This is a genomic window from Burkholderia sp. AU33423 (assembly GCF_002223135.1).
GTDB classification, from domain to species: Bacteria; Pseudomonadota; Gammaproteobacteria; order Burkholderiales; family Burkholderiaceae; genus Burkholderia; species Burkholderia lata_D.
Map to the genome: position 1 here is coordinate 2111891 of NZ_NKFH01000007.1, position 25837 is coordinate 2137727.

Annotated in this window: 9 protein-coding genes; 2 read left to right on the top strand and 7 right to left on the bottom strand. The window is 66.0% G+C overall.

From position 1 onward, the window contains the following. Positions 1–2 precede the first annotated feature (2 nt). Positions 3–1220 (bottom strand): type II secretion system inner membrane protein GspF, encoded by a 1218-nt coding sequence (gene gspF / locus CFB50_RS28150; RefSeq protein WP_089447983.1) that lies wholly within the window; start codon positions 1218–1220, stop codon positions 3–5. Positions 1221–1883: 663 nt separating this feature from the next. Here gspF and CFB50_RS28155 point away from each other — a divergent pair. Beyond that, the gene (locus tag CFB50_RS28155; protein ID WP_089447984.1) at positions 1884–3179 is read left to right on the top strand and encodes a substrate-binding domain-containing protein; all 1296 of its coding nucleotides are present in this window, start codon (positions 1884–1886) and stop codon (positions 3177–3179) included. Positions 3180–3318: 139 nt separating this feature from the next. Beyond that, a complete protein-coding gene (locus CFB50_RS28160; RefSeq protein WP_089447985.1) occupies positions 3319–4626 on the top strand; it encodes a substrate-binding domain-containing protein in 1308 nt (435 codons plus the stop codon). A 251-nt stretch (positions 4627–4877) separates the two neighbouring features. Here the strand turns inward: CFB50_RS28160 and CFB50_RS28165 are convergent, their stop codons facing one another. From CFB50_RS28165 to gspI, 6 genes are all read right to left on the bottom strand, one after another. Next, the gene (locus tag CFB50_RS28165; RefSeq protein WP_089447986.1) at positions 4878–17615 is read right to left on the bottom strand and encodes a filamentous haemagglutinin family protein; all 12738 of its coding nucleotides are present in this window, start codon (positions 17613–17615) and stop codon (positions 4878–4880) included. A 185-nt stretch (positions 17616–17800) separates the two neighbouring features. Beyond that, the gene (locus CFB50_RS28170) at positions 17801–20062 is read right to left on the bottom strand and encodes a tetratricopeptide repeat protein (RefSeq protein WP_089447987.1); all 2262 of its coding nucleotides are present in this window, start codon (positions 20060–20062) and stop codon (positions 17801–17803) included. Beyond that, positions 20059–22299, bottom strand: coding sequence for a tetratricopeptide repeat protein (locus tag CFB50_RS28175; protein ID WP_089447988.1), 2241 nt, complete (start codon positions 22297–22299; stop codon positions 20059–20061). Before CFB50_RS28175 ends, CFB50_RS28170 begins: the two co-directional genes overlap by 4 nt. A 42-nt stretch (positions 22300–22341) precedes the next feature. Continuing rightward, entirely contained in the window at positions 22342–24564 is a 2223-nt protein-coding gene (locus tag CFB50_RS28180; RefSeq protein WP_089447989.1) for a tetratricopeptide repeat protein, read from the bottom strand. 177 nt (positions 24565–24741) lie between these two features. Then, positions 24742–25410 (bottom strand): PulJ/GspJ family protein, encoded by a 669-nt coding sequence (locus tag CFB50_RS28185; RefSeq protein WP_089447990.1) that lies wholly within the window; start codon positions 25408–25410, stop codon positions 24742–24744. Next, positions 25394–25825, bottom strand: coding sequence for a type II secretion system minor pseudopilin GspI (gene gspI / locus CFB50_RS28190; RefSeq protein ID WP_179254237.1), 432 nt, complete (start codon positions 25823–25825; stop codon positions 25394–25396). The genes CFB50_RS28185 and gspI overlap by 17 nt, the downstream gene beginning before the upstream one ends. Between the last annotated feature and the right edge of the window lie 12 nt (positions 25826–25837).

The following is a 25837-nucleotide window of genomic DNA, read 5'->3' on the forward strand; positions in this document are numbered from 1 at the left end:
CATTACTGCACCATGTTGTTCAGCTCGATGATCGGCATCATCACCGCCAGCACGATCACGAGCACCACCCCGCCCATCGCGAGAATCAGCAACGGTTCGAGCAGGCTCGTCAGGAACATCGTGCGGCGCTCCAGCTCGCGCGATTCGCCTTCGGATGCGCGATCGAGCATCGTCGTCACGTCGCCCGTCGCCTCGCCCGAACGGATCAGGTGCACGAGGACCGGCGGAAACGTCTTCGTATGCGCCAGCGCGCGTGACAGTGCCGAGCCCTCGCGCACGCGGACGATCGCATCGTCGACGTTCGCGCGCATCGCACGGTTCGACAGCGTCTCGCCGGCCGCCTGCAGCGCGCGCAGGATCGGCACGCCGGCCGCGGTGAGAATGCCGAGCGTGCTGGCGAAGCGCACCGTGTTGTAGCCGCGGACGAGCTTGCCCGCGAGCGGTGCCGTCAGCAGCCACATGTCGAACCTGAGCCGCGGCGCATCGCGCGACAGCACCTTGCGGATCGCATGGACGAGCACGGCCGCCGCCGCGAACGACGCCCACCACCAGTGCCGCACGAAGTCCGACAGCGCGAGCATCACGACCGTCAGCGTCGGCAGCTGCTGCTTCGTGCTGGTGAACACGTTCGCGACCTGCGGCACCACGTAGCTCAGCAGGAACGTGACAATGCCGAACGCGATCAGCGTGACGATGCCCGGATACGTAAACGCCAGCAGGATCTTTTGCTTCAGTGCGTTGCTTTGTTCGATGTAGTCGGCCAGGCGCGACAACACGATGCCGAGCTTGCCGGTGTGCTCGCCAGCCGCGACGAGCGCGCGATAGATCTCGGGGAAATCGCGCGGATGCTGGCTCAGCGCGTTCGCGAACGAATGGCCGCCGACGACTTCCGCGCGGATCGACGCCATCAACTCGCGCACGTAGTCGCGCTCGGCTTGCTCGCTCAACACCGACAGCGATTCGTCGAGCGGCAGCCCTGCGACCAGCAGGCTCGCGAGCTGGCGCGTGATAATCGCCTGCTCGCGCTGCGACAGCTTGCGGCCGAGCGACAGGCGCTGATGACGTTCGCCGTGCAGGCGTTGCGCGGCCAGCTCGACGATCAGCGGCGTGAGACCTTGCGTGCGCAGATGGCTGCGGCCTGCGCGCGCGCTGTCGGCTTCGAGCACGCCTTTCAGCGTGCGGCCGGTGGGATCGATCGCTTCGTAGCGGAATGCCGACATGTCAGTGCCCTCGTGTCACGCGTGCGACTTTTTTCGGCGACGGCGCGCAATGTGCCGGACGGAGTCGCCGGGGAAGACTACGGAGCGAACCAGCGCAGATTTGTGACGGATGTTGGGCTACCTTTTTGGGCGGGGTTTATTACATTGAGTCGTTATTCTTATAACGCAAAAACGATTTCATGTTTATTTCTCCGATTGGTCTATCACACATTAACTACAGGATCTTTTGTCGGCCTTACATTTACGGAATAACACATCCAATGGAAGGGTTTCATCAAAAGAGCGGATATTCGTCGATGCACTGAATGTTCCGTAACATCCGCCACAAAACCGTCGTGAAATTGGGATAGCACCGCTTAGGTTCGCGTGCGACGTGGTGGTCCGAACCATGCCGGATGCGGGCTCTGGCGCGCGGTTCGTCGGAGCATCGTCCGGCCGAATCCCAATATCTGGAAGCTCCGACCTGTACCGAATAACGCTCCAATCCGCGCTTTATCAATTCGAATAACGCAATGGCTTATTCGATAAAAATGTTACGCACCATTCGTTATGAAAAATTCACACGCGTCACTCGTATTTCCCCCTACATTTAGCCGGCGGTCCACAAGCATTCCAACCGCAGTAGCAGGGGTTCCCGTTTATCTTCGTTCAAGGAAATTTCTCATGAAATCCAGCAAGCGCAAGATCTGTCAAGTCCTCGCTCTCGTTGTTTCCGGTCTGGGCGCCACGGCCGCAATGGCTGCGCCGAACGTGCAAGGCGGCGGCTCGTCGCTCGTCGCCCCGACCATCGGCGCGATCGGCAATGCCGCTACCGAAATCGGCCTGTTCGGCACGTCCGAAGGCTCGTTCACGTATTTCTCGGTAGGTTCGGGTGCCGGTCAGAACGCGTTCCTGAACAACCAGCCGACGTATTTCGGCTCGACGGTCACGGGCACGGTCCACTTCGCGAACAGCGATGCGGCCCTGTCGACCGCCCAGCTCACGTCGTACAAGGCTGGCCTCGGCGCGACCAACGGCCCGCTGATCCAGATCCCGTACATCGTCACGCCGATCACGGTGCCGGTCGTCAACGGCCCGGCCGTCACGAGCACGACGACGCCGCAAACGACGCCGGGTCAAGCGCACAGCATCGCGCTGAACGACGACGATCTGTGCGGCATCTTCTCGGGCAAGCTGACCGACTGGAACCAGGTCATCAACCCGCAAACGGGCTCGGCGTACACGACGACCAGCTCGCCGATCAAGGTCATCTACCGCTCGGACGGCAGCGGCACGACCGAACTGCTGACGCGCCATCTGGCAGCCGTCTGCACGACCACCAACACGGCTGCTGGCGTGACGTTCGTCGATTCGCTGACGTTCACGGCTTCGTTCCCGGGCGGCGTCGTGCCGTCGAACTTCACCGGCGTTTCGGGCAGCGGCGGCGTGCGTAATGCGCTGTCGTCCTCCACCGGTGCCGCCGTTGCATACCTGAGCCCGGATTACACGAACACGTTCCTCGCCCCGTCGAGCACGGTCGTGACGCCGGCCGGCGCGCTGCAACTGCCGGTGGCGAGCCTCGTGAACGCGAAGAACAGCACGTACTACGCACCGACGTATGCGAATGCGACGACCGCGCTCGGTTCCGTTGCGGCCCCGAGCAAGCTCACGGCGAACAACCCGGCAGCCTGGGTACCCGCCGCCGGCAACCCGGTTTCGGGCTACCCGGTCTCCGGCACGAGCCAGATCATCCTGAGCCAGTGTTACAAGGATTCGACGGTCAAGACCGCCGTTCATGACTTCCTGAACAGCCACTACACGAACGCCAGCTTCGCGTCGATCGTTCATGGCAACGGCTTTGACACCGTACCGTCGAACTTCCAGACGGCGATTTCGGCTGACTTCCTGAGCAACACGAGCGGCCTGAATCTCGACATCGGCAATACGAGCGTCTGCACGGGTACGGTGGTCGGTCGATAAGCGACCGGAAAATCCGCTTAACCTCGTCGGAACGGCTGCGCCCCCGGAGATCCGCGGGCGCAGTTTTTCATTTGTGCCCTCGGCCAGCACCCCATGGACGTCAGTCCGGCGTGCCATCCATTCTCTTCGGAAACATCCCATGCGACTTCATCAACACCGCAGGCTCTGCCAGTCGATCGCTCTAGTTTTCTCCAGCCTCGGCGGTATTGCCGCGATGGCCTCGCCTAACGTGCAAGGCGGCGGCTCGTCCCTCATTGCTCCTGCAATCGGTACGATCGTCAATCCCGCGACCGAAATCGGCTTGTTCGGCACCGCCGAAGGCTCGTTCACGTATTACTCGGTTGGCTCGGGGGCCGGCCAGAACGCATTCCTGAACAACCGGCCGACGTATTTCGGCTCGACGGTCACGGGCACGGTCCACTTCGCGAACAGCGATGCGGCCCTGTCGACCGCCCAGCTCACGTCGTACAAGGCCGGCCTCGGCGCGACCAATGGCCCGCTGATCCAGATCCCGTACATCGTCACGCCGATCACGGTGCCGGTCGTCAACGGTCCGGCCGTCACGAGCACGATGACGCCGCAAACGACACCGGGTCAAGCGCACAGCATCGCGCTGAACGACGACGATCTGTGCGGCATCTTCTCGGGAAAGCTCACGAACTGGAACCAGATCATCAATCCGGAAACAAACTCCCCCTACGTGCTGAACGAACCGATCAAAGTCGTCTATAGCGCGGACGCCAGCGGCACGACCGAACTGCTGACGCGCCATCTGGCTGCCGTGTGTACGACGACCAACACGGCCACGGGCGTCACGTTCGCCGATTCGCTGACGTTCACGGCTTCGTTCCCGGGCGGCGTCGTGCCGTCGAACTTCATAGCTGCTTCGGGTGACGGTGGCGTGCGTCGACAGTTGGCGAGCTATGCGTCGGCCGGTATGGCCGCTGTTGCATACCTGGCTCCGAATTACACGAACACGTTCCTCGCCCCGTCGAGCGCGGTCGTGATGTCGGCCAGCGCGCTGCAACTGCCGGTGGCCAGCCTCGCGAACAGGATAAACAATGCCTACTACGCACCGACGTATGCGAACGCGACCATGGCGCTCGGTTCAATTGTCCCGCCAGCGTTAAGGGTCGCCGCTGCTAACCCAGCAAATTGGCCCCGGAGCAATAGCAATCCGATCTCAGGCTATCCGGTTTCCGGCATGAGCTATATCATCCTGAGCCAATGTTATGCGGATCCTGCAGTCGGAACAGCCATGCATGATTTCCTGAACGCTCATTACACAAACGCCAGCTTCGCATCCATCGTTCATGGCAACGGCTTCGACACAGTACCGGCGAACTTCCAGACGGCCATCTCGAACGAATTCCTGAGCAACGCACGTGCGTGGAACCTCGACATCGGCAACACGAGCGTCTGCACAGGTACGGTGGTTGGTCGCTAAGTCGACACGCTGACCACCGAGATCCAAACTGGCTGCGCCCCAGGGTTACCGGGGGCGCAGCTTTATTTGATGCCATCAACCTATTCGTCAGACGACGCGTAACTTCCAGACCCACATCATTGCAATCGGAGCGCACGGATCCGGATTACGGGGGACACTCATTCCATCTTTGATCGAACGGTCCATGCGGCCATACAACAAACGCGAGCGCCGATACTACCGGCAGCCCGCGTCGCGCACACTTCGCTCGATCAGATCTTGCCCAACCTGTTACGCTCCTCCGATGTCAACGTAGCACGTTGCGTGGCTCCAGGTTGACCGAAGCCAAGAATCGACACCGCGTTCGACGAATCGTAGCCGACCTGCTGCTTGTGCTTCTTCCCGCCGTCGCCACTCGCATCGCCGAATCCCTCCACTTGCACCGATATCGTCCAGCGCCGCACAGCCCCTCCGGACGCGTTGTTCTTCGCGATATCCTGCGCCACCTGCGTGGCAGCCGATGCGGCAGCACTTGCGGCCGTCAACGCACCGGTATTCACCGCCTGCACGAGCGGGATGCCGGTCGCCTTGCCGGTTACCTGGATGTTGTCGGCATTCACCACCCGCAACGCAGCGACGTTCAGGTTGCCGGCACGAATACCTGCATCGCCCGCATCGACCGTACCGCGCGGTGCGATCAGGTTGATCGTGCCGATCGGCACACCTGGCACGCTTTGCAACGTTGCAATGCCCGCGCCCGTAACCTGCCCGCGCGCGTCGACCGTGCAATAGTGGTTCGCGTCGCATACGTATTGCGGCGCCGGTGTGTCGGCCGACGACTTCGCACCCTTGCCCGCGTTGATGTCGCCGTTCGAGCTCCAGATCGTCATGTCGCCGCCCTGCTCGGTGAAGATCCGGCTCTGGGCCAAAAGGACGCTGCGATCAGTAAAGATGTTGATGTTCCCCTTCTCGAGCGTGAGAACACCCATCGTTCCGGGCCCGGCAATCGTCTTGCCGGTCGCACTGTCGACGATCTGAGGCGGTGCGGATGTACTCCCGATCAGCGCCTGCCCGCCCGGGCCAAGGATCGATACGTTGCCGCCCTGTTGTGTCTGGATGGTCGTGCTGCGAATATCCAGGTCGCCCGTATCGGCCAGCTTGTTTGCACCGTTGCTGCCGCCGCCGAGATTGTTGGCCGTGTAGCCCAGCGAAGCCGGAAACATCGTATTGAGCGCCTCGTAGCCGCGCGCATATTTCTGATAGTACGGACTGGCCGGGTTGTTGTAATCCTCGCCGACGCTGGTAAGCACCTTGAACAGCACCTGCTCGGCAAAGAGCTGCTGAACATACTGCGGCAGCGCCTTGAATTTCGACCAGGCCTCGTCCGCGCTCAACGGCTTGATCGCCGGCTGATCGTTGACCAACCCCGTGTCGACCGAAAGGCCCGCCTCGTATTGCTCCATGAACGTAACGAGCGCGGGCGTCGCGCTGAAAACACCCGGCACGGACTTCGCCGGATCGACATACGTCGAGACGAACGAAGCGGTATCGATACCCGGCCCGACACCGAACAGTACATTGATGTTCGCGCTCTCGTGGGGCAAATACGGATTGTTTGCGTTGCCTATCGCGTTGATACCGGTGGTTATGCCAGCCGCGTTCGTTACGCCCGACAGATTGGCCAACGGTCCGATATTGCGGCCGGCTTCGATGTCGAACGTGCCGGGACCGCCGATATTCAGCGCGGGCAAGCCCGTCGCGTGCGTATCGTAGATGTCGCGCCCCGCCACGATCCGCGTTACGTCGGATCTGCGCAGATTTTGTCCCAGGAAGGACAAATTGACGATATCCCGGCCGGCCCGGATCAACGCCGGTTTGTCGATCACCACCGGAACCACGAAATTAGAGATTGACGTATTTCCCGGTACGCTATCGACAATATCGCCGTTCAGACTGTAAATCCGCGCCGGAACGGTATCGTCGCCATGCAAGGCAACCGGATCATGAGCCGCCGCCGATGCAATCCTCGGGTTCGCGACGAGAACATTCGGCTTCGCCGGTGACGGCATCGAGGACGGATCGACATCGAGCATGCCGAACGCAGGAAACCCGCTGACAATCAATCCGTTGATGCTCGACAGATTGACGGACTGATCGGCGATCAGGCTCAGGTCGCCAGACGCCGACGGATAGAGCAAGCCGCTCGCCGCCACCGTGATGCCGCCGGAAAGCGCGGTCAGGCTCACTGACGCTGGCAAGACGGACGACAAATCGTTCGCCCCCGGCGCATTTGCATTGATCGCTCCGCCGCCAATCAGGCTGACTGCCGAGAGTGTGCCGATCGCGACGTCCCCGGTCGTCGACACGATATTGACGGCGGACGTCGACGAATAGCCCTTCATGTCGGCCTGTTGCTGGTACGCCGTCAACAGCGCATTGCTCTGCGCATACGACGGATCGAACACACGCCCGATGCTGACGCCTTGTCGCGCGCTTACGTCGAGCGCGCCGTCCTGTGTCGCCAGCAGCGTATCCATCGTTACGGCAGGCTGGCCGTCAACTGACGAAGGCACCGCAATATCCGACCCGATCTTCCCGCCTGCCGTGATCGTTCCTGATCCCTTCGCGACGAAGTAGCCACCGCTCAGAATGTCCCCTCCTGCTCGCACGGACAGGTTGCCGCCGCCAACCGTATTGATCGTGGGGTTGTCGGTATTGGCACCGGTCAAATACCACGTGGTCGGTAGCGACACCGACAGGTCGGAAATATTCCCGCCAGCCGACACGGACACGTTGCCGCCCGCGCTCAACACGCCTTGATCGAATGCGCCGAAGTTGATCGACGTCTGAACGGTCTGCGACACGGGATTGGTCGCGCCGACCATGCCGGTCGGATTACCGATCTGCATCCACTGCCACCAGAACGGGCTGATGTTGGCGCCTTGCCGCCCGGTCACCGTCCCATTCACGTCGGTCAGATACTCCGCGCCTTTGATATCGCCCTGCGCATGAATCGTGATATCGCCGGCCGAGTCCGGATTGACCGCGGGCGTCACCAGAATATCCGGATTGTTGTTCTGGCCATGAATGATAGAAAGACCCGTGCCGGCCGGCGCCCCCGCCGCAGGCGCGCCGCCGGTGTAAATCACGCCGGGAACGGTTATGTCAGGGCTGTTCGGCTGGATCGTACTGCTGTCGAATAGCGCGATGTCATTGCCAGCCGCGATATCGATCGAACCGGTACCGGTGCGTATCATCGTCGGCGCCAGAATTGCCAGGCCGTTGCTGTCGACGAACGTGGTATGGCCATCGAAGGTCACGCTCTTGCCGTTCGATCCGCCTCCTGCGGTCCGCACCTGAAGCGCCAGCGGATTCGTGCTGTTCAGATCCGCCCCTGCGACCACGCGGAAGGAACTGCTCGAGCCGCCCGTCAGCGAAGCGGACACAAGCGGAATTGGAACGGTCGCAACGGACGTCGGCGACGGAGTATTGTCCGTCAGGGCAGGAATGCTGATTGTCGGGGTCGCGATCACCGAAACGGGCTGAACGGCCGGAGCCGCGGGAATCGCCACTAGCGGCCATTGCTGGTCGTGCTGGACAACATACTGAACAGAATCGGACAGATACTTCTGGTACTGATTCAGATAGATCAGATAGGAACCAGGATTCGATGCCTGCTCGGCCGCCGTCGGCACAATCGGTGCCACGGGCTGCCCAGGCTGCATTGTGCTCGAGTTGGTTCCCCGCAAGTTGTAGATGATCTCGACAGTGTCGATATTCGTCTTAGACGCCAATGACGACAACGAAGACGCAAGCCCCCCCGCAGGCTGGACCAGGTAATTCGCATACGCCGAATATAGCGCGTAGTACTCGGCTACCTCGTCCGGCGTACCGCCGGCCACTTGCCCCGGACCAAAAGCCAGGCCACTGCTCGCGAAATACGACAGTCCAATGCCAATACTCGCGTAATACCCCGACGGCATGTTGTAGATCCCTTGTACCGCAGCCAACGTCGACAACGGCGGCACCGGAATCGTCCCGCCACCACCCAGCGGGTTCGCGATCTGGAAGAACCCGTCCGACAAGCTCGCCTTTACCTTTACGTTGTTCTCGGCACGCAGCGTCACAATCGGCGCCTGCCCGTCGAACCGGAACGCGAGACTCGTCGGCGATGCACCCGCGCCGAGGTTCCAGTTCGTCAGCACCTGAATATCGCCGCCGTTGATCGCCGGGCTCGGGTTGTCGAGTTCTATCCCCGGCACGATCCGCGTATTCGCGATGTTCTTGCCGACGAACGGATCGACCAGCGTATCGAGCCCGTGCTGTACAAACCCCATCAGCGTGCCCGGCGCCGCAGTCGACGCATCGCCGTTCTGATATCCGTAGAAGGTCTCGTGATCCGCATTCGCGCCGCCGCTCGCGGGCGCGAAGTACATGTTGTTCAGCCCGCCGAAACCAATATCTTTATCGCCGCCTTGAAGCTGCACCTGCGTGACAGTCGACGATAGGCCCGTCGTCTGATTCGTCAACGTACCGCCGCCCGAACCGTCCGGTGCGAACGAGAACGTCGCCGGCGTGCCGGACGTCCCTTGTGCCGTGAACGTGCCGGCCAGCAGATGCCCGCTCTTGTCATACCATCCCGCCGGGTCGATGACGCCGTCGAAGTGCTGCGCGCCCGTCGTCGCGTCCGTCGTGCTCCATACCGCATACGCCTCGAGCGTCGTCGCGCGCGAGCCGACGATGCCCTTGCCGTCGTTGAACGTATCCGGCAGGTTGACCTTCACACCGTTGTCGGCCAGTAGCGGTGCTCGGAAATTCACCGTGCCGCCCGACAAACCACCGGCCGTCCCGCCCGACACGTCGATCAGCGCATTCGCGCCGAGCGTGATCGCGCCCGCGTTCGCACGCAGGATGTTCTCGTAGCCATAGGTTGCGTTGTATGCGACCGAGTTGCCGTTCGCGTCGACGATCGTCGGGTCGAACAATGCGGTCGTGCCGATGTTGACCTTGCCGCCGCGCTGCTTCGGGTCGGAGCCGCGCGCCAGCAGCGATCCTTCGATGTCCACACCGTTGCGGCCGTACAGGTCGATCTCGCCGCCCGCCTTGCCGGACGCGTCAATCGTTCCAAGCACGTTCACGTTGCCGTTCGCCGTATCGGCCGAGCTTCCCGACCCGCCGTCGGCCGTCAGCAGCACGGAATGCGCGGTCAGCGTGTTGCCCGGCGACAGCGTCAGGTTGCCCGTCTTCGTGTGAACCGTGATCGCCTGGTTCACGCCGCTCGATGCAAGCGTCTTCGACAGCGCATCGAGATCCGCCGCGCCGCCCGTATTGAGCGAAAACGAGCCGCCCGCATAACCGCTCGCCGCGCCGCCCTTGATCGCGCCGTTCAGGTTCACGACCTGTTGCGGCGCCGACAGCGAAAGACTGCCTGCCGCGCCACCGCCGCTGGCGCCGGAGAAATCGAGCGTCGAGCCGGCCTGTACGTCGACGGTGCCCGCATCGGCCGTCAGCGTGATCGAGCCTGCCGGCGCGTAGCGCGTCACGTCGAAGAACTGCTTCGACACGCCCGCCGCGCTGACCGTCGATCCGCCGCCGATCGTCAGGTTACCGGTCGTCGCCTCGAGCGTCACGTTGCCGGCCGGCGCGCTGATCGTCGCACCGTTGTCGGCCACTGTACCGCCGATGAAGGTCCATGCGCCGCCAACCGCATCGCGCTTCAATGCGGTGCCCGACGCCCCGTTCAGCGTCAGTGCGCCCGTCGTCTTCACGGTGGCGGCCGAGCTCTTGTCGGCAAGGTAGATCGGTGCATTGAGCGTCACCGGCAATGCACCGAAGTCGAACGTACCGGTACCCTGGCCGACGATGCCGCCCGTCGCGTTCATCACCGCCGAGCCGAAGCCGCTGGCCGCCTTCGTGCCCGTGCCGAAGTCGATCTCTTTCGCGTTGACCGTCAGCGTGCCGTTTCCGGCCATCGTCGTGCCGGGCGCAGCGCCCATCTCGTTCGTGAACGCGACCTGCTGCGCATTCAGCGTGACGTGACCGCCGTCGCTCGTGAACGTGCCGGCACTCAGATCGACGCTGTTGCCGAACGTCGCGTTCACGTCGCCGACGAAACCGATCGCGCCGTAGCTGCGCAGCGTGACCTGCTGCGCGTTCGCGAACTGCGCGAGACCGGCCGGATCGATGACGAAGCCCGGCAGGTTCGCCGCCGACGCGCCGCCTGCGTTGGTGAACGTAATCGCGGAACCGTCCGCCGTGATCGCCTTGGCCGACAGCACGGCGGATGGATCGACCTTCAGGTCGCCGGACGAATCGAGCAGCAACGCCTGTCCGCCCGCGAGCGTCGCGCCCGCGCCGACCGTCAGCAAGCCCTTGCCCGTGCCACCGGTGCGCGACAGCGGCGCCATCGCGCCGTTCGACACGCGCAGCAACGCGCCGTCGCCGGCGATCGCGATCGGCTGATCCTTGGCTGCCGGGTAATCGCCCTGCGCGGCGATCGACGCACCGGCATCGACGCGCAGGCCGTTCGCCGCGTTCGGATCGGTGCCGCTGCCGTCGGTCTTCGTGACGAGCAGGATCTCGGGGCCTTTCAGCGCCGTGTTTCCGTCGTTGGACACGACGACGCTGTTCGCGATCGGCGTGATCGTGACGCCGCTCGTCGTCGCCGCGCGCGTGCCGCCGATCAGCAGGCTGCCCGCGTTCAGCGAATCGAGCGCGTCGCTGCCGATCTGCAGATAGCCGGGCAGCGCCGCGCTGCCGTTGCCGGTGACCTGGATGTCCTGCGACGCGATGTCGACCTGGGCCGGCGCGCCGCCCGCGCCGGCGGCCGCATTCAGCGTCGCGCCGAGCGTCAGCGCCTTCGTCGCCGCCAGCACCAGTTGACCGCCGTCCACGGGCAGCGGCGGCGTCACGTTGCCCTTCGTCGCGGCGAGCTTCGTGAAATACGCGTTCGCGCCCGTCAGTGCGTATTGCGAGTACTGCTGCCACACACTGTTCGACTGCACGTTGAACAGCGTCGGCGTCGCGCTTCGGCTGCCCGTCAACGCGTCGGCGAAATAGCCGGCCGTCACGACCGTGCCGTCCTGCAACACCTGGCTCGCGCCCGGCACGAGATTGCCGGCCGTGTTCGACACCGTGACGCGATACGCGCCCGGCAACGTCGCGTACTTGCCCGGCAGCAGCGTGTAGTAGCCGGGTGCCAACCCCGGCACGCCCGACAGATACACGGCCTTGCCGATCGGGTCGGTCAGGCTCGCCTGTCCGACGCCCATCGTCGCCGTCGCGGTCGTTGCCGTGCCGTTTGCGTTGGTGGAGGGCTGTGTCGTCTGCGCAAGGGTCGGGTCATACGCCGCGACCGGTGACTGCTTGCCCGGCACGATCGCATAGACGTTGCCGGCTCCGACATTGACCGGCACGGCCGTCCCCCCCTTGCCGCTCGCATAGCTCACGTTGTATTGCGACAGCACGTCGCGCGTGCCGCCGGTACCCGGCACCCACTCGATGGCCTGCAGGTCGCCGCCGCCGGACAAGTCGATCGTCGCGCCCTTGTCGAGCGCGACATTGCTGCCGTTCACGCCCACGTATTTCGTGGGCGGCGCGGTCAGGTCGGGCGTCGTGTTGCCGGCAGGCGGATTGAACTGCCACTCGACCCCGTCGATCGTCGTGCCGTACGGAATGACCAAGCCGCCGTTCGAGACCGACGTCACGCTGCCGTTCACGAGCTTCGCCGAATCCGTCGCGACAAGCGGCAATCCGGCAAACTGAGCCTGCGTCGCCGCATTCGACGGATCGCCTACGCCCAATACGATCGTGCCGGACGGTGCGCGCACCGTGCCGCCCTGCACGATGTTCGTCGCGTCCACGAGTAGCGTGCCGCCCGCCGACAACGGCACGCCCGACACGCCGTTCGACGCGAACGTGACCGTCGTCGGCGCCGGTTTGCCCGTTGCCGAATCGGTCGGGCCCACCGCGGCGACAACGAACGTGCTACCGGTCGACGGATACAGATCCGCCGCGTTGAACGTCAGGTTGCCCGGCGTATAAAGCATCCCCGGCGCGGTGCCGGCCGCGGACCCACCCGCGTTCGTCGAGCTCAGGCGTATATCGCCGCTGCTCGTGAAGTTCGCATGAGCGAAATTGTTGAGCTGGACCTGGTTCTTCAGATCGATGAACGATGCATTCACGTTCAGCGTCGCATCGGACAGTGCCGCGACCGGCTTGAACTGCGGCGACTGCAACTGGATGGGCGGCCCCGACAACGCAACGTACGGCGCGTCGATCTCGACCGTCGTACCCAATGAAGGCTGCGGTTGCGCGAGCAAGCTGTCGACGGCGGTCGTGAGCGTCCCGTCGGCCTTGCGCGCGGGCGTCGACAGCAGCGACGACAGTTGCCCCATGCCGATGGCGGCGACGCGCCCCGTGTTCAACGTCACGGATTCCGGCAACGACAGCATGACGTTGCCGGCAAACAGGATCGGGGTCGATTGCGCACCGTTGGGCGGTGTGCCGCTGCCCAATACCAGATTCGCGATGCCGGATCCGTCGAGCCGGTCGGCCGCGAACTGAAGGACGCCGCTCGACTGCCCGATCGGCAAGCCGGTGGTCGAATCGATTGCCGACGCGAAACTCTGCCCGGGCATCAGGCCCGCCGGTACGAACGTAGCGTCTTGCCGTACGACGAGCGCGGTCGCGGTCGAGCCGTTGCTATGCGGGTTCGCCTGGCTCGGCAGGATCGTCAGCGTACCGCCCCGTGCTTGCGCGGCACCCGGACGCCCGGCCAGCGTCGCATCCGCGAACAGCCCGTTCGCCGCCGATAGCGTGATCGAGCCGGCATCGCTCCATACCGATTGCGCCGCGTACGTGCCATTGGGCTGCAGCTGATCCAGGTTCGCCGACGCTCCGGACACGTCGATTTTCGAGCCAGTCTGCGCGACCACGTAGCCCGTGTCACTCGACATCGTGACCGAACCGCCGGACAACACCTTGCCCGTATTCGGCACGACCGCCGTCGCGCCGATCTTGACCGGCGCCGCAAGCGGATTGGCCAATACCGTGCCCGACACATCGAGCGAAGCATCCGCGCCGAGCCAGACCGACTGGCTCGCGCTCATGAAACCGGTGCTGAACTGCCCGGCCTGCGCATACGTGCCGTTCCCGTCCGCGCTCAGCGTGATCGACCCGCCCGGCGCGACGATCGAGCCGAGTACCGTGACCTGCGCCGGCGAGCCAAGGCCGATGCTCGCACCGGCATCCGCGTGGATCGATGCGCCTTCCGACAGCGTGACCGCACCGGTGACGCCCGGATACGACGGCGGGATGGCAGGCTGGCTCTGCCGCCACGACGTATCGTTGCCGGCCGTCAGGACGAGATCCGTTGCCTGCCGATGATACGCATCGAGCTGACCGATCATGGTCAGGCCGCCGGCCGCCAGGTTCGCCCCCGTGGCCGCCTGCTGAAGCGCGACCATGTCCGGAATGCGATTCAATTGCGTGACGGCAACCGACGCGCCGGGCGCGACCGTCGTGTCGTAGTACGCATTCAGCACATACTTGCCGAAGCCCTGCCGTGCAAAGAAGGTTTCCGGGAGATAGACGTCCCATGGCAACGCGGCGGCTTCGGCACCGCCGATCCGGAATCCGAGCGCCTGCAGCGTCAGCGTGCCGCCACCCGAAAACCCTTCGCTCAGGATCGTGCCGCCCAGCGCGATCGTGCCGGCCGTCGGCTGTGCGGTAGGCAGAGCCGATGCGTCGGCCGACGCGCCAAACTCCTTCAATGGTGTCGCGGAATACGCCTGCAACGTCACATTTCCACCGCGTCCGGCAGGCACGCCGTTCTGCATCAGCAGTTGGCCGTTGGACAGCATCTCGCCGCCGCTCGATACGTCCAGTACGCTACCTGGCTGCAGCAGCACCGAACCCGAAGTGTCACCCACCAGCCCGCCGCCGATAACGTTCGATCCGAGCAATGCGGTGAGCGTAATGCTGCCGCCGTTGATGAACTGGCTGTTTCCGGGCGTCGTACCCGGTGCCGCCTGCACATCGTTGTTCACCCACTGCCCCGCAGTATTGATCACGCCCTGCGGGCCGACGATCACGTTGCCGCCGCTCGTGATCGAAATCACCCCCGACGGCACGGAGAGGCGGCCGGCCACGTTGACGTCGGTACCGGCCACTGGGCTGTTGATGGTGATGGAACCGCCTGGCTGCAAGTTCAGTTGCGTGCCTTGCGGCACCACGACACCCTTGCCGCCCGACCTGTCCTCGGTCACATTCAGGTTCGCGAAGCCACCGTTGTTCAGCGTCGCGACCGGCACCACGGTGGTCGTCAGCACGTTGCGCGGATCGTTCGCCGGGAGCGCCTGAAGCGCCGTCTTGTCGAGCGGCGTATCGATCGAGAAACCCGGCGCAATGTCTGCGAGCTTCGGCGCATTGTCCTGCAGCACGACCAGGCCCGCGGTACCCGACGCGACGTCACTGTTGTTCGACGTCAGGTGCACCAGCGCGGCGCCGTCGAGCTTCGGATCGGCGCCGAGGTTGAACGTCCCGCCGCTCGGCAGGCTGTTGCCCTGCATCTGCTTCGCGCCGCCGAACGCCTGCGCACTGATGTCACCGTCCAGCACCGTGGACTGCAGCCCGTAGATATCGAGCGTGCCGGCATTCCCGCCGACGATGTAGTCGCCCTGATAGCCGCCCATCGTCAGCAGCGGGTTGTACCACGTCTTCGTCACGCCCCAGCGCGGGTGGGATTCGACGAATTGCCCCGCGATGCCGACGTAGGTGTCGTACGGGCTTGCCTGTCCGATCGGCACGAGCGCGCCGTTGGCGTCGACCAGCCGCGTCGTGTTGACGATCCCGCCGTCGTAATGCACGTAGCCGCCGTTCAGGTTCATCGACGAATCGGTCGCGGTCATCACCTCGTTGCCCGACAGCGTGATCGAGCCGCCATTGGTCAACAACTGGTCGACCGTGCGCGGAATCAGGTTCACATAACCCGACAGATTCAGGATCGGGCTGCCGACCCATTGCACGCCGTCGCTGCGCGTGCCCGTCAGCGTGCTGTCGAACACGAGATTCTTGTATCCGAGCAGAAACCCGTTGCGCAGTAGCGGCGAATCAGCGAGTTCATTCTGGCCGATCCGATCGACCGTCACGAGCGTCTGCCCGATCGGCACCTCGACGTTCGCGAGACCCGACACGTCGATCGTCGCACCGCTGTCGACGTAGATCCGGCCTGGCACGGCGGTCTGGCCGGCCGGCGCTTGCGCGCCCGATGCCGAAGGCGTCAACGCTGCGACAGATACTTTCGAACCGGGCGCCTCGATCAGCGAGCCGCCCTGGAACCACACCGAGCCGGCCGTCATGCCGATGCTGCCCGGCGTGAAGGTCGCACCGGGCGTCGACGGCGTCGTCTGGCCGTTGCCGTCCGGCATCACCGTCGTCACCGAATCGGGGCCAAAGCTCAGCAGGCCTGCGCGACTCGTGGTGCTGCCGCTGCTTTGCGAGCTCGTCGTCACGATCCCCAGCCCGAGATACCCGGCGCCGGTCGGATTGTTGGACTGGTATTCGTCGACCGTGGAAATCGTGATCGTGCCGGGTGAGTTGACGCTCGTCGTCACACCCACCACGCCGTTCTGCGCGACGCGACTGCCGAGCAGGTTCACGTTGCCGCGCGCGGCCTCGACGATGCCGGTATTGGTCAGCGTGCCCGCCGGCGTGATGTCGGTCGTCTGGCCGTTCGGGCCGAGCAGCGCGATCTTTCCGCTGAGTTCCGGCAGCAGCACCTGAGGATTGAGCTGCAGGCCGCCAGCGGGCCGCAGGCTCACCCCGACGCCGGCCGCCAGCACGACCTGCCCGTCCGTCGCCTTGATGTGCCCCGCGTTCGTCACGTTCGGCGCGGCGATCATCACGAAGCCGCCGTCGCTCACGTTGCCGTTCGCGTGCGTGGTGATCGATGCACCCTGCTCGATGGTGACATCGCCCCACGGTTGGTACTGGCTGGCCGACGTGAGGTTGACCTGGTTGCCGAGGCCGAGCACTTCGTTCGGCACCGTGCTGTTGCCGTTCACCCCGCCCGAACTGCCCGACTCCGGATACGCGAGCCCGCCCGTCGTCCCCGCCGGCAAGCTCAGGAACTGCCTGTTGCTCGCGACGATCCCCGCCGCATCCTGTGCGAGGCTGTTGTCCGTCACAACCGGGACCTTGTTGACCAGGGTCTGGTTGTAGTTGTTCATGTTCAGCACGTCGAGCGACGACGCCACCAGCGAATGCACATTCACCTGCGACCCGGCACCAAACAGCACCCCGTTCCGGTTGATCACATACACCGCCCCTTGCGCGGTGATGTTCCCCAGAATCTGGCTCGGCCTGCCGCTCGGATCGTTGATCCGGTTCAGCACGGCCCAGTTGTTCGCGCCGTTCGTCTGCGTGCCGCCCGACTGGTCGAAGTTCAGCGTCGTCTGCCGGCCGACGTTCATCGTCTCCCACGTCAGCACCGCATTCTGCCCAGTCTGCTTGACATCGACGTTCACGTGGCCGCTCGAATCGACGTTCTGCGTCGGCGCGTTCGCGTTGACCCACAGCACCGGATTGTTCGTATCGCCCGACGCGCCCGCCGCGACCTGCAGCCCGCCCGGCGCCAGCCCGTTCGGCACGGTCGACGGCAGCTTTGCCGCGGCCGCCGCCGCATTCTGCTGCGCGGCGATCTGCGCGGCGATCGCGTGCGCCGCATAGCCGAGGTTGCGGATCGACGGCTGGCTCGCCTGCAGCGCCTGCTGCGGCGACACGCCGAGATTCGGCATGCCCGGCACGCCGCCGACACCGCCCGCGCCGCCGCCCGCCGGGCTCGCGGCCACGTGACCGAGGTTCATGATGCCCGCCGCATGCGCGTGGGCGGACACGCCCGCCGCGAGCATCAGCACGACCGCCCGGTAAAGCGGGCTCAGCTCCGATTTCAGGACCGACCGCGAGGCCGTTGCGCGAAGTTGTCGTTCCGTACGTGCGCGTGCTGCCATTCTTGCCACCCCGATGCTAGGAATTTGCGTGCGGCGCCGGTCCGGCACCGTACATGTCGTTGCGCCTGAAGCAGGCCGCTGGAATCCGAAGACCATACGAAGCGCGGATGGCAGCGACATGGCGACTGTTACGGACCATTCCGGCCGCCGCGAAAAGGTCCGTAGCTTTTGTCATGGAAGGCCGGTCACGCCGCCACGGCGGGCGGGCGGCGCACCGTGCCAAGTGCGTCGGCCACCCGGCCGATCACGGCCGGCCAGTCTCCGGGTCGCGCTTGCCGGAACAGCCGCGCGGACGGATACCACGGACAATCGTCGCGCTCGAGCAACCAGCGCCAATCCGGTACGCGCGGCAGCAGCATCCAGACGGGTCGCCCGAGCGCGCCGGCCAGGTGCGCAACCGACGTGTCGACGCTGATCACGAGATCCAGCGTGTCGACCAGCGCAGCGGTTTCGGCGAAATCCGTGAGCGTGTCCGCGAACGACAGCACGCCGCTCGCGGCAAACGCGTCGGCGTCGCGTGCGCGTATCTGCGGTTGCAGGCTCACGAACGTCGCGTCGCGCACTGAAATGAGCGGCAAGAGCGCGGCAAACGGTATTGAACGGTTTTCGTCGTTCGCGTGGCGCGGGTTGCCCGACCACACGAGCCCGACTCGCAACCGGCCGGACGGCGAAATCGCATCGAGACGTTGTGCCCACGCGTCTCGCCGCGACGCATCGGCGCGCAGGTACGGCACGTCGGCCGGCACCGAATCGAGCGTCGTACGGAATGCATACGGCAGGCTCATCAGCGGGCACTGCAGGTCGAACGCCGGTAGCGGTTGGCCCTCCGTGACGACCCGACTCACGCCGCGCAGCGTGCCGAGCAATTCACCGAGCGCGGTCGGCGCCTCGACGATCACGGTCGCGCCGGCATCGTGCACGAGGTTCGCGTAACGGCAGAACTGCAGCGTGTCGCCGTAACCCTGCTCCGCATGCAGCAGCAGCGTGCGCCCGGCGAGCGGTTCGTCACCGGTCCACAGCGGCCGGTCCGCATGACGCCGGTGCAGCATCACGTCGGCCGCATCCCAGCGCGCCTCGTGCTGCCGCCACCCCGTGTCGAAATCGCCCATTAACAGCCGGCAGAACGCCTCCGAACGGCGCGCGGCGCCGTGGTTCGGGTCGCGCCGGCGTGCGTCGGCGTAATCGGCCAGCGCCGCGTCGTCGTCGCCGAGATGCTGGCGCGCGAGCGCACGCGTGAACAATGCCTGCGCGGTGTCCGCCGGCGCGGCCGCCGCGGCAGCATGGCTCGCGAGCGCGTCGTCGTAGCGGCCGAGCTGCTGCAGCGCGAGCGCGCGGTTGTAATGCAGTTCCGCATGCGGGCCCGTCAGTGCCAGCGCCGCGTCGTAATCGGCGAGCGCGTCGTCGAACCGGCCGAGCGCACGCAGCGCAGCCGCGCTGTTGCGACGCGCGTCGATATCGTCGGGATTGCGCGCCAGCGCTTGCGCGTAGGCCTCGGCAGCTTCCGCATGACGATCGAGCCCGAGCAGCGCATTGCCGCGCCCGACCCACGCCGCGACATTGCCGCGATTCAGCGCGAGCAGCCGGTCGCAGCGCTTCAGCAATTCGTCGCGGGCGTGCAGCAGATCCAGCGCGACGCAACTCGCGTACAGCAACTGCTCGTCTTTCGGCTGTCGTGCGAGCCCTTCGTCGAGACACGCGAGCGCGTCGGCCGGGCGGCCCAGTTCGGTCATCACGACGCCGCACGCGTAGACGAGTTCGGGCGTCTTGCCACGCACGACCATCGCGAGTTGATAGCTGTGCAACGCCTGCTCGCGATGGCCGAGTGCGCGCAACGCATGCCCGCGTTCGATGTTCGCGGCCGCATCGCCCGGGTCGAGCCGCAACGCACGCTCGACGCTGATCAGTGCGTCCGCGGGTCGTTCAAGCCAGCGCAACGTCTCGCCACGCTTGCGCCACGCCGCGACATGGGCCGGCTCCCGCACGAGTGCCCGATCGTAGGCCGTCAGCGCCGCGTCGTATTGCCCGAGCGCGAGCAGCGCATCGCCGCGCGCCGCATGCGACGGCGCATGGTCCGGATCGGCTGCGAGTGCGCGATCGGCAAGCGCGAGCGCGTCGCGATGGCGGCCGACGCCCGTCAGCGCGGCCGCATGGTTCGCCAGATTCCACGGCTGGCTCAGCCCGAACCCCATCGACCGCGCGATCAGCGGCTCCGCCCGTGCAGGATCGCCCAGCTGCAGATACACGAGACCGAGCAAATGCAGCGCCTCGACATGGTCGGGCGCCATCGTCAGCACGCCTTCGTAGAGCCGTCCCGCCCCGGCGAAATCGCGCAGTTCGAGCCGTGCGCGCGCATTGCGCAGCGCATCGTCGAGCACCGCGCGCAATGGCGCGGCCGTTGCGCCGGGTCCGCCGCCGGTCAACGGTGCACCCTCGCGGCGCGCACTCATGGCGCGCCGCCGACGAGCGTCGGCAACCCGGACGCGATCCGCTCGACGACGGGTGCCCACTGCCCGCCCTCGGGCTGGCGGAACAGCCGCGCGGATGGATACCACGGGCTGTCGTCCCGCTCGAGCAGCCAGCGGAAATCGGGCGTATGCGGAATCATCAGCGCAAGCGGTCGGCCGAGCGCGCCGGCGAGGTGCGCGACGGACGTATCGACGCTGACGATGCCGTCCATCAGCGCAGTCAGCGCCGCCGTATCGGCGAAATCCGCGAGGTCGTCGCCGACGAAGCGGATCGCGCTCGCGTCCAGCACCGGGCGATCCTCGTCACGGACCACCTTCTGCAGGCTGATCCACTCGTAACGGTCGTCGAACAGCGGCAGCAGATCCGCAAGCGTCATCGAGCGGTTGCGGTCGTTCAGGTGCAGCGGATTGCCGGACCACACGAGACCGATCCGCGGCCGCGTGGCCGCGCGGAGCCGTTCGCGCCACTGCGCGACACGCACGGGGTCGGCAGCGAGATACGGTACGCCGGCGGGAATCGACGCCAGGTCCGTGCGGAATTCGAGCGGCAGGCTCAGCAGCGGGCAATGCAGGTCGAACGGCGGCAGCGGCTCGCCACGCGCGACGAGCGTATCGACGCCGTCGAGCGTCGCGAACAGCGCCTTCAGCTCGACCGGCGCTTCGAGCACGACGCGTGCGCCGAGCGCTTTCACGAGCGGGACATAGCGGCAGAACTGCAGCGTGTCGCCGAGCCCCTGCTCCGGGTACAGCAGGATCGTCTTGCCGTCGAGCGGCATCCCGTGTGTCCAGCGCGGCTGGGCGAACGTGCGCCGGCTCGCATCGAGCTGCGTATCGCGCCAACGCCATTCATACTCCGCCCACCCCGCTTCGAAATCACCGATCGACAGGCACAGGAACGCACGCATGCAGTGTGCGAGCACGTAGTCGGGATCGATCTCGATCGCGTCCGCATAGGCCTGCCGCGCGGCGTCGTGCTGCCGCAGCGCACGCAGGGCGTTGGCTTTATGAAAATGCGCGAGCTTGTCGTGCGGCGTCGCGTCGATCACGCGCGCGAAATCGTCGAGCGCGGCCTCGTAGCGGTGCGTCTCGAGCTGCACCCGGCCGCGCGTGAACCAGGCGGGCACGTAGCCCGCATCGAGCGCGAGCGCACGGTCGCACATGTCGCGCGCATCGTCGTGGCGTTCGATGCGCATCAGTGCGCTCGCGTAGTTGCACAGCACGCCGGGGCTGCGCGGTTCCACGTCGAGCGCACGCGCATAACTGTCGGCCGCGTCGCGATAGCGTTCCAGGTGGCTGGCCGCGTTGCCGCGGTTCGCCAGTGCCCGCGCGTGGCGCGGATCGATCGCGAGCACGCGGTCGCAGCGCATGAGCGCTTCGTCGTGCCGATCGAGCTGCTCGAGCGCGATCGAGCTGTTGAAGATCGCATCGATGAAAGTCGGGCTCGCCGCGATCGCCGCATTGAAATCCGCGAGCGCGCGCTCAGGATCGTGCAGATCGAGATACGCGACACCGCGCAGGAACAGCACTTCGGCGCTGCCGGGCGTCTGCGCGAGCGCGTAGCCATAGCTGTCGACTGCCTCGCGGAAACGGCCGAGTTCGCGCAGCGCGAGACCGCGCCCGCGCATCGCATCGAACGAACGCCCGACCAGCGCGATCGACCGATCGCAATCGGCAAGCGCTTCGTCATGACGGCCGAGCGCGCGCAGCATGTCGCTGCGCTTCACATAGCCGTCGGCAAAACCGGGCGTCAGCTCGAGCAGCCGATCGTAGACCGTACATGCGTCTTCGTACCGGGCGAGCTGCCCGAGCAGGCCCGCGCGCTGAAACAGCACGCGCTGATGCACCGGGTTGATCGCGAGTGCTTCGTCGAGACGCGCGAGTGCGTCGTGCTCCCGCCCGAGCCCGGTCAGCACCGCCGCGTAATTCGCGAGCGCGAGCGGCACCGGCCGGCGCTCGATCGAGCGCCGCATCAGCGGCTCGGCCTCGCCGAGCCGCCCTTGCTGAAAGCGCACCGCGCCGAGCAGGTGCAGCGCCTCCGGATGCTCGGGATCGAGTGTCAGCAATTCGGTATACGCGTGTTCCGCATGCTGCAACGCGCCCTCGTGGTGCGCCTTGCGCGCGCGCAAGAGCAGCCGTTCGAGTTGCGCGGTATCGGGCGGACGGCGATCCGGCGCGACCGGCGCGCTCGCGAGTGTCGTCCCTTCCCCGTTCGGTGTCATCGTGTGGCCCCCACTTGTCGCTGTTGGTATCGCGTGTCGTGTCTAACGTGTCATCGGCGCGATCGCGGCACGCACCGCGTCGATCGCGCCCGTCCAGTCCCCCGGCGCCGCCTGCCGGAACAGCCGCGCGGACGGATACCACGGGCTGTCGCCGCGCGTGCGCATCCAGCGCCACTCCGCCGGATCGGGCAGCAGCACCCAGACCGCGTGGCCCAGCGCACCCGCCAGATGCGCGACGGCGGAATCGACCGCAATCACGAGATCCAGCGCGCCGATCAGCGCGGCCGTGTCCGCGAAGTCGCCGAGTTCGTCGTCGACGCGCAGCACCGGCGCAGCCGAGAGCAGCGCCGCGTCGCGTTCGCGCACGGGCTTTTGCAGACTGATCCAGTCGACATCGAGATCGAACAGCGGCGCGAGCCGCGAGAAATCGATCGACCGGTTGTGATCGTTCCGATGCTCCGGATTGCCGGCCCATGCGATCCCGATCCGCGGCCGGCGCCGCTCGCCGAGCAGCGCTTCCCACTGGCGCGTGCGCTGCGGGTCGGCATGCAGATAAGCGCCGGATTGCGGAATCGTGGCTTCTTCCGTGCGAAACGCGTGCGGCAGGCTCAACAGCGGGGCCTGGCAGTCGAACGCCGGCAACGGTTCGCCGCGCGCGATCACGTGGGCCGCGCCGGACAGCGACGCCATCAGCGCGCGCAACTGCGGCTGCACCTCGAACACGACCCGCGCGCCACGTTCAGCCACCAGGGGCACATAGCGGCAGAACTGCAACGTGTCGCCGAACCCCTGTTCCGCATGAATCAGCACGGTCCGGCCGTCGAGCGGCGTGTCGCCCTGCCACGCCGGCTGCATGAACGGCCGGTAGTGCCGCGCAAGCTGCGCATCGCGCAGCCGCCATTCGTACTCGGGCCAGCCGCGCGCGAAATCGCCTTCGATCAGATACAACGACGCACGTGCGAAATGCGCTTCGGCGTAGTCGGGTTGCAGCGCGATCGCGCGATCGTATGCGGCAAGCGCATCGTCCGTGCGCGCCGTTTCGAAATGCAGGTTGCCGCGGTTGAGCCAGTTCGTCGCGTGATCGGGACGCAGCGCGAGCGCACGGTCGAGCGACGTCATCGCTTCGTCGTAGCGATGCAGGTCCTGCAGCACGCTGCTGCGGTTGGTCCACGCTTCGGCGAACCGCGCGTCGCGCGCAAGCGCGGCGTCGTAGCTGGCCAGCGCTTCCTCGTAACGCTTCAGGTAGCGCAACGCGGTGCCGCGATTGCACAACGTCTCCGCCGAGTGCGGATCGAGCGCCAGCGCACGCGCATAGGCAGCCAGCGCGTCATCGTGGCGCTTGAGCTGCAGCAATGCGTTGCCGCGGCTCGCATGGGCGCGGACATGATCCGGATCGAAACCCAGCACGCGCTCGCAGCGGGCAAGCGCTTCGTCCGCGCGGCCGAGCCGCTCGAGCGCGACCGCGCTGTTGTACAGCACGTCGATCCGCGCGGGATCGGCGGCGATCGCTTCGTTGAACGCGTCGAGCGCCTCGCCCGGCCGATCGAGATCGATCAGCGTGCGGCCGCGCTCGGCCATGATCGCGGCCATCCCGGGCCGGATCGCGTTGGCGCGCTCGAAGCACTGCAGCGCATCGGCCGGCCGCTGCAGTTCGCGCAGCACGAGGCCGCGGTTGAACCACGATTCGAACGAACGCGGATCGACCATCAGCGCGCGATCGTAGGTATCGAGCGCCTCGTCGAAGCGACGCAACGCACGCAGCGCGCTGCCGCGATTGCACAGCGCATCGAGCACCAGCGGTGACACCGCGAGCGCGCGGTCGAACGACGCCAGCGCGTCGTCATGGCGGCGCAGCCCGAGCAGCGTGTTGCCGCGGCGCACGAGCGTCTGCACGTCGTCGGGCGTGGTTCGCAGCGCGGCCGCGAAATGCTCGAGCGCCTCGCCGATGCGGCCGCGCTCGCCGGCGATCGCGCCGAGATCCGACAGCACGCGCGTGCCGGGTGCGATCGCGATCGACTGGCGCAGCAACGCTTCGGCGTCATCGACCGCACCGCGCTGGAACTGCAGGATGCCGTACAGGTGCAATGCCTGGGGATTGTCCGGCTCCTTCTCGAGCACCGCGAGATATTCGCGCGCTGCGTCGTCGAATCGTCCGGCGCTGTGCCAGTTTTGTGCGCGGCTCAGGATCGCCGCCGATTGCCGTTGTCCGCGCGCGTCGAGTCCCGACGCGCCCGCGTGTGCATCATGCCGGTGCTCGACCGTCACGTTCGCCCCCTTCCCGTTTGCCGATGCCGCCGCTGATCCGGTTCGATGGAACCGGTCGCGGCGGCCATGCTCGTCACGAGACTAACGGACGGGCAATAACAGACGTATGACGAAAGTTACGGACCATTTTGTCCGGGGGACGGAACACACGCCGTGCCGGGGCAGCGCACACCGCCGTCACTGGCCGATCGGAATCGTCCGCACGTATTCGACCGCCGGTGCGCCCATCGTGACCGAGAAGCGCACGCCGCGCGGCACCGGCACGCCGATCGACGTGAAGTTGCTGATGCCATGCTGCGCGAGAAACTGCGCATAGGACTGTTCGATGGCGGCCTGGCTCGTCGTCCATCCGCCGGGCGGGATCCACACGGAAAGCTGCATCGAGCGCGCATCATTGCTGACCACCACGCGCGCGAACGCATCCATGTGATGCAGCGCGTCGTCGACCTCGGCCAGCGACGCGAGCGGCTGCGACGCGCTGCGCACGAGCTCGCGCCCCTTGAGCTGGTAGCGCACGACCTGCATCTGCGTCGGCCCGCCACCGATGCCGAGATGGCGCACCATCACGAGTTCGCCCGGACGGACGCGCAGCGGCGGCCCGAACACTTCGTCGGGCGTGACGAGGTTCGTCAGGTCGAACTGCAGTTGGGAGAAGTAGCGGCCGAGCAGACGCGTTTGCGCCAGATTCGACGCGATATCGTCGCGGCCGCGGATCGTCGCATCGAGGCCGCGCCACGACAGCAGCGCGATCACGGCGAGCAGCGCGATCGCGACCAGCATCTCGATCAGCGTGAAGCCGCGGGCACGGGCGCGCGCCGCCACGCACGGGTCAGTGGCGCGCTTCATTCTGGATCACCGTGACGACTTCGGCGAGCACGGTGCGGCTCGACGCGGACGAATACACGCTCACCGTCACGCGACGCACGAGCGGGCTCGGCAGCGCGGCCACCGACTGGCGGCACACGAACCGGTAGCGCCCCTGCGGGCAGGCAAACGTGTTGCTGCCGACGGACGGCCAGGTCGATGCAATGCGGATCTCGCCGAGCGCGTTGTCGGCGCTCCACAACGCGAGCAGGCGCATGCGCGCCATGTCGGTATCCGACGCGAGCGCGCCGATCGCGCGCATCACGGCGCCCAGCGCCACGGCGACGATCGCCAGCGCGATCAGCACCTCGATCAGCGTGAATCCCCGTTCCGGCGCCCGTGCCGTGCGCGATCCGCCGCGCGCATGGCGGTTGTAGTCGGTTCTGTCGTCGCACATGACCTGCATTCT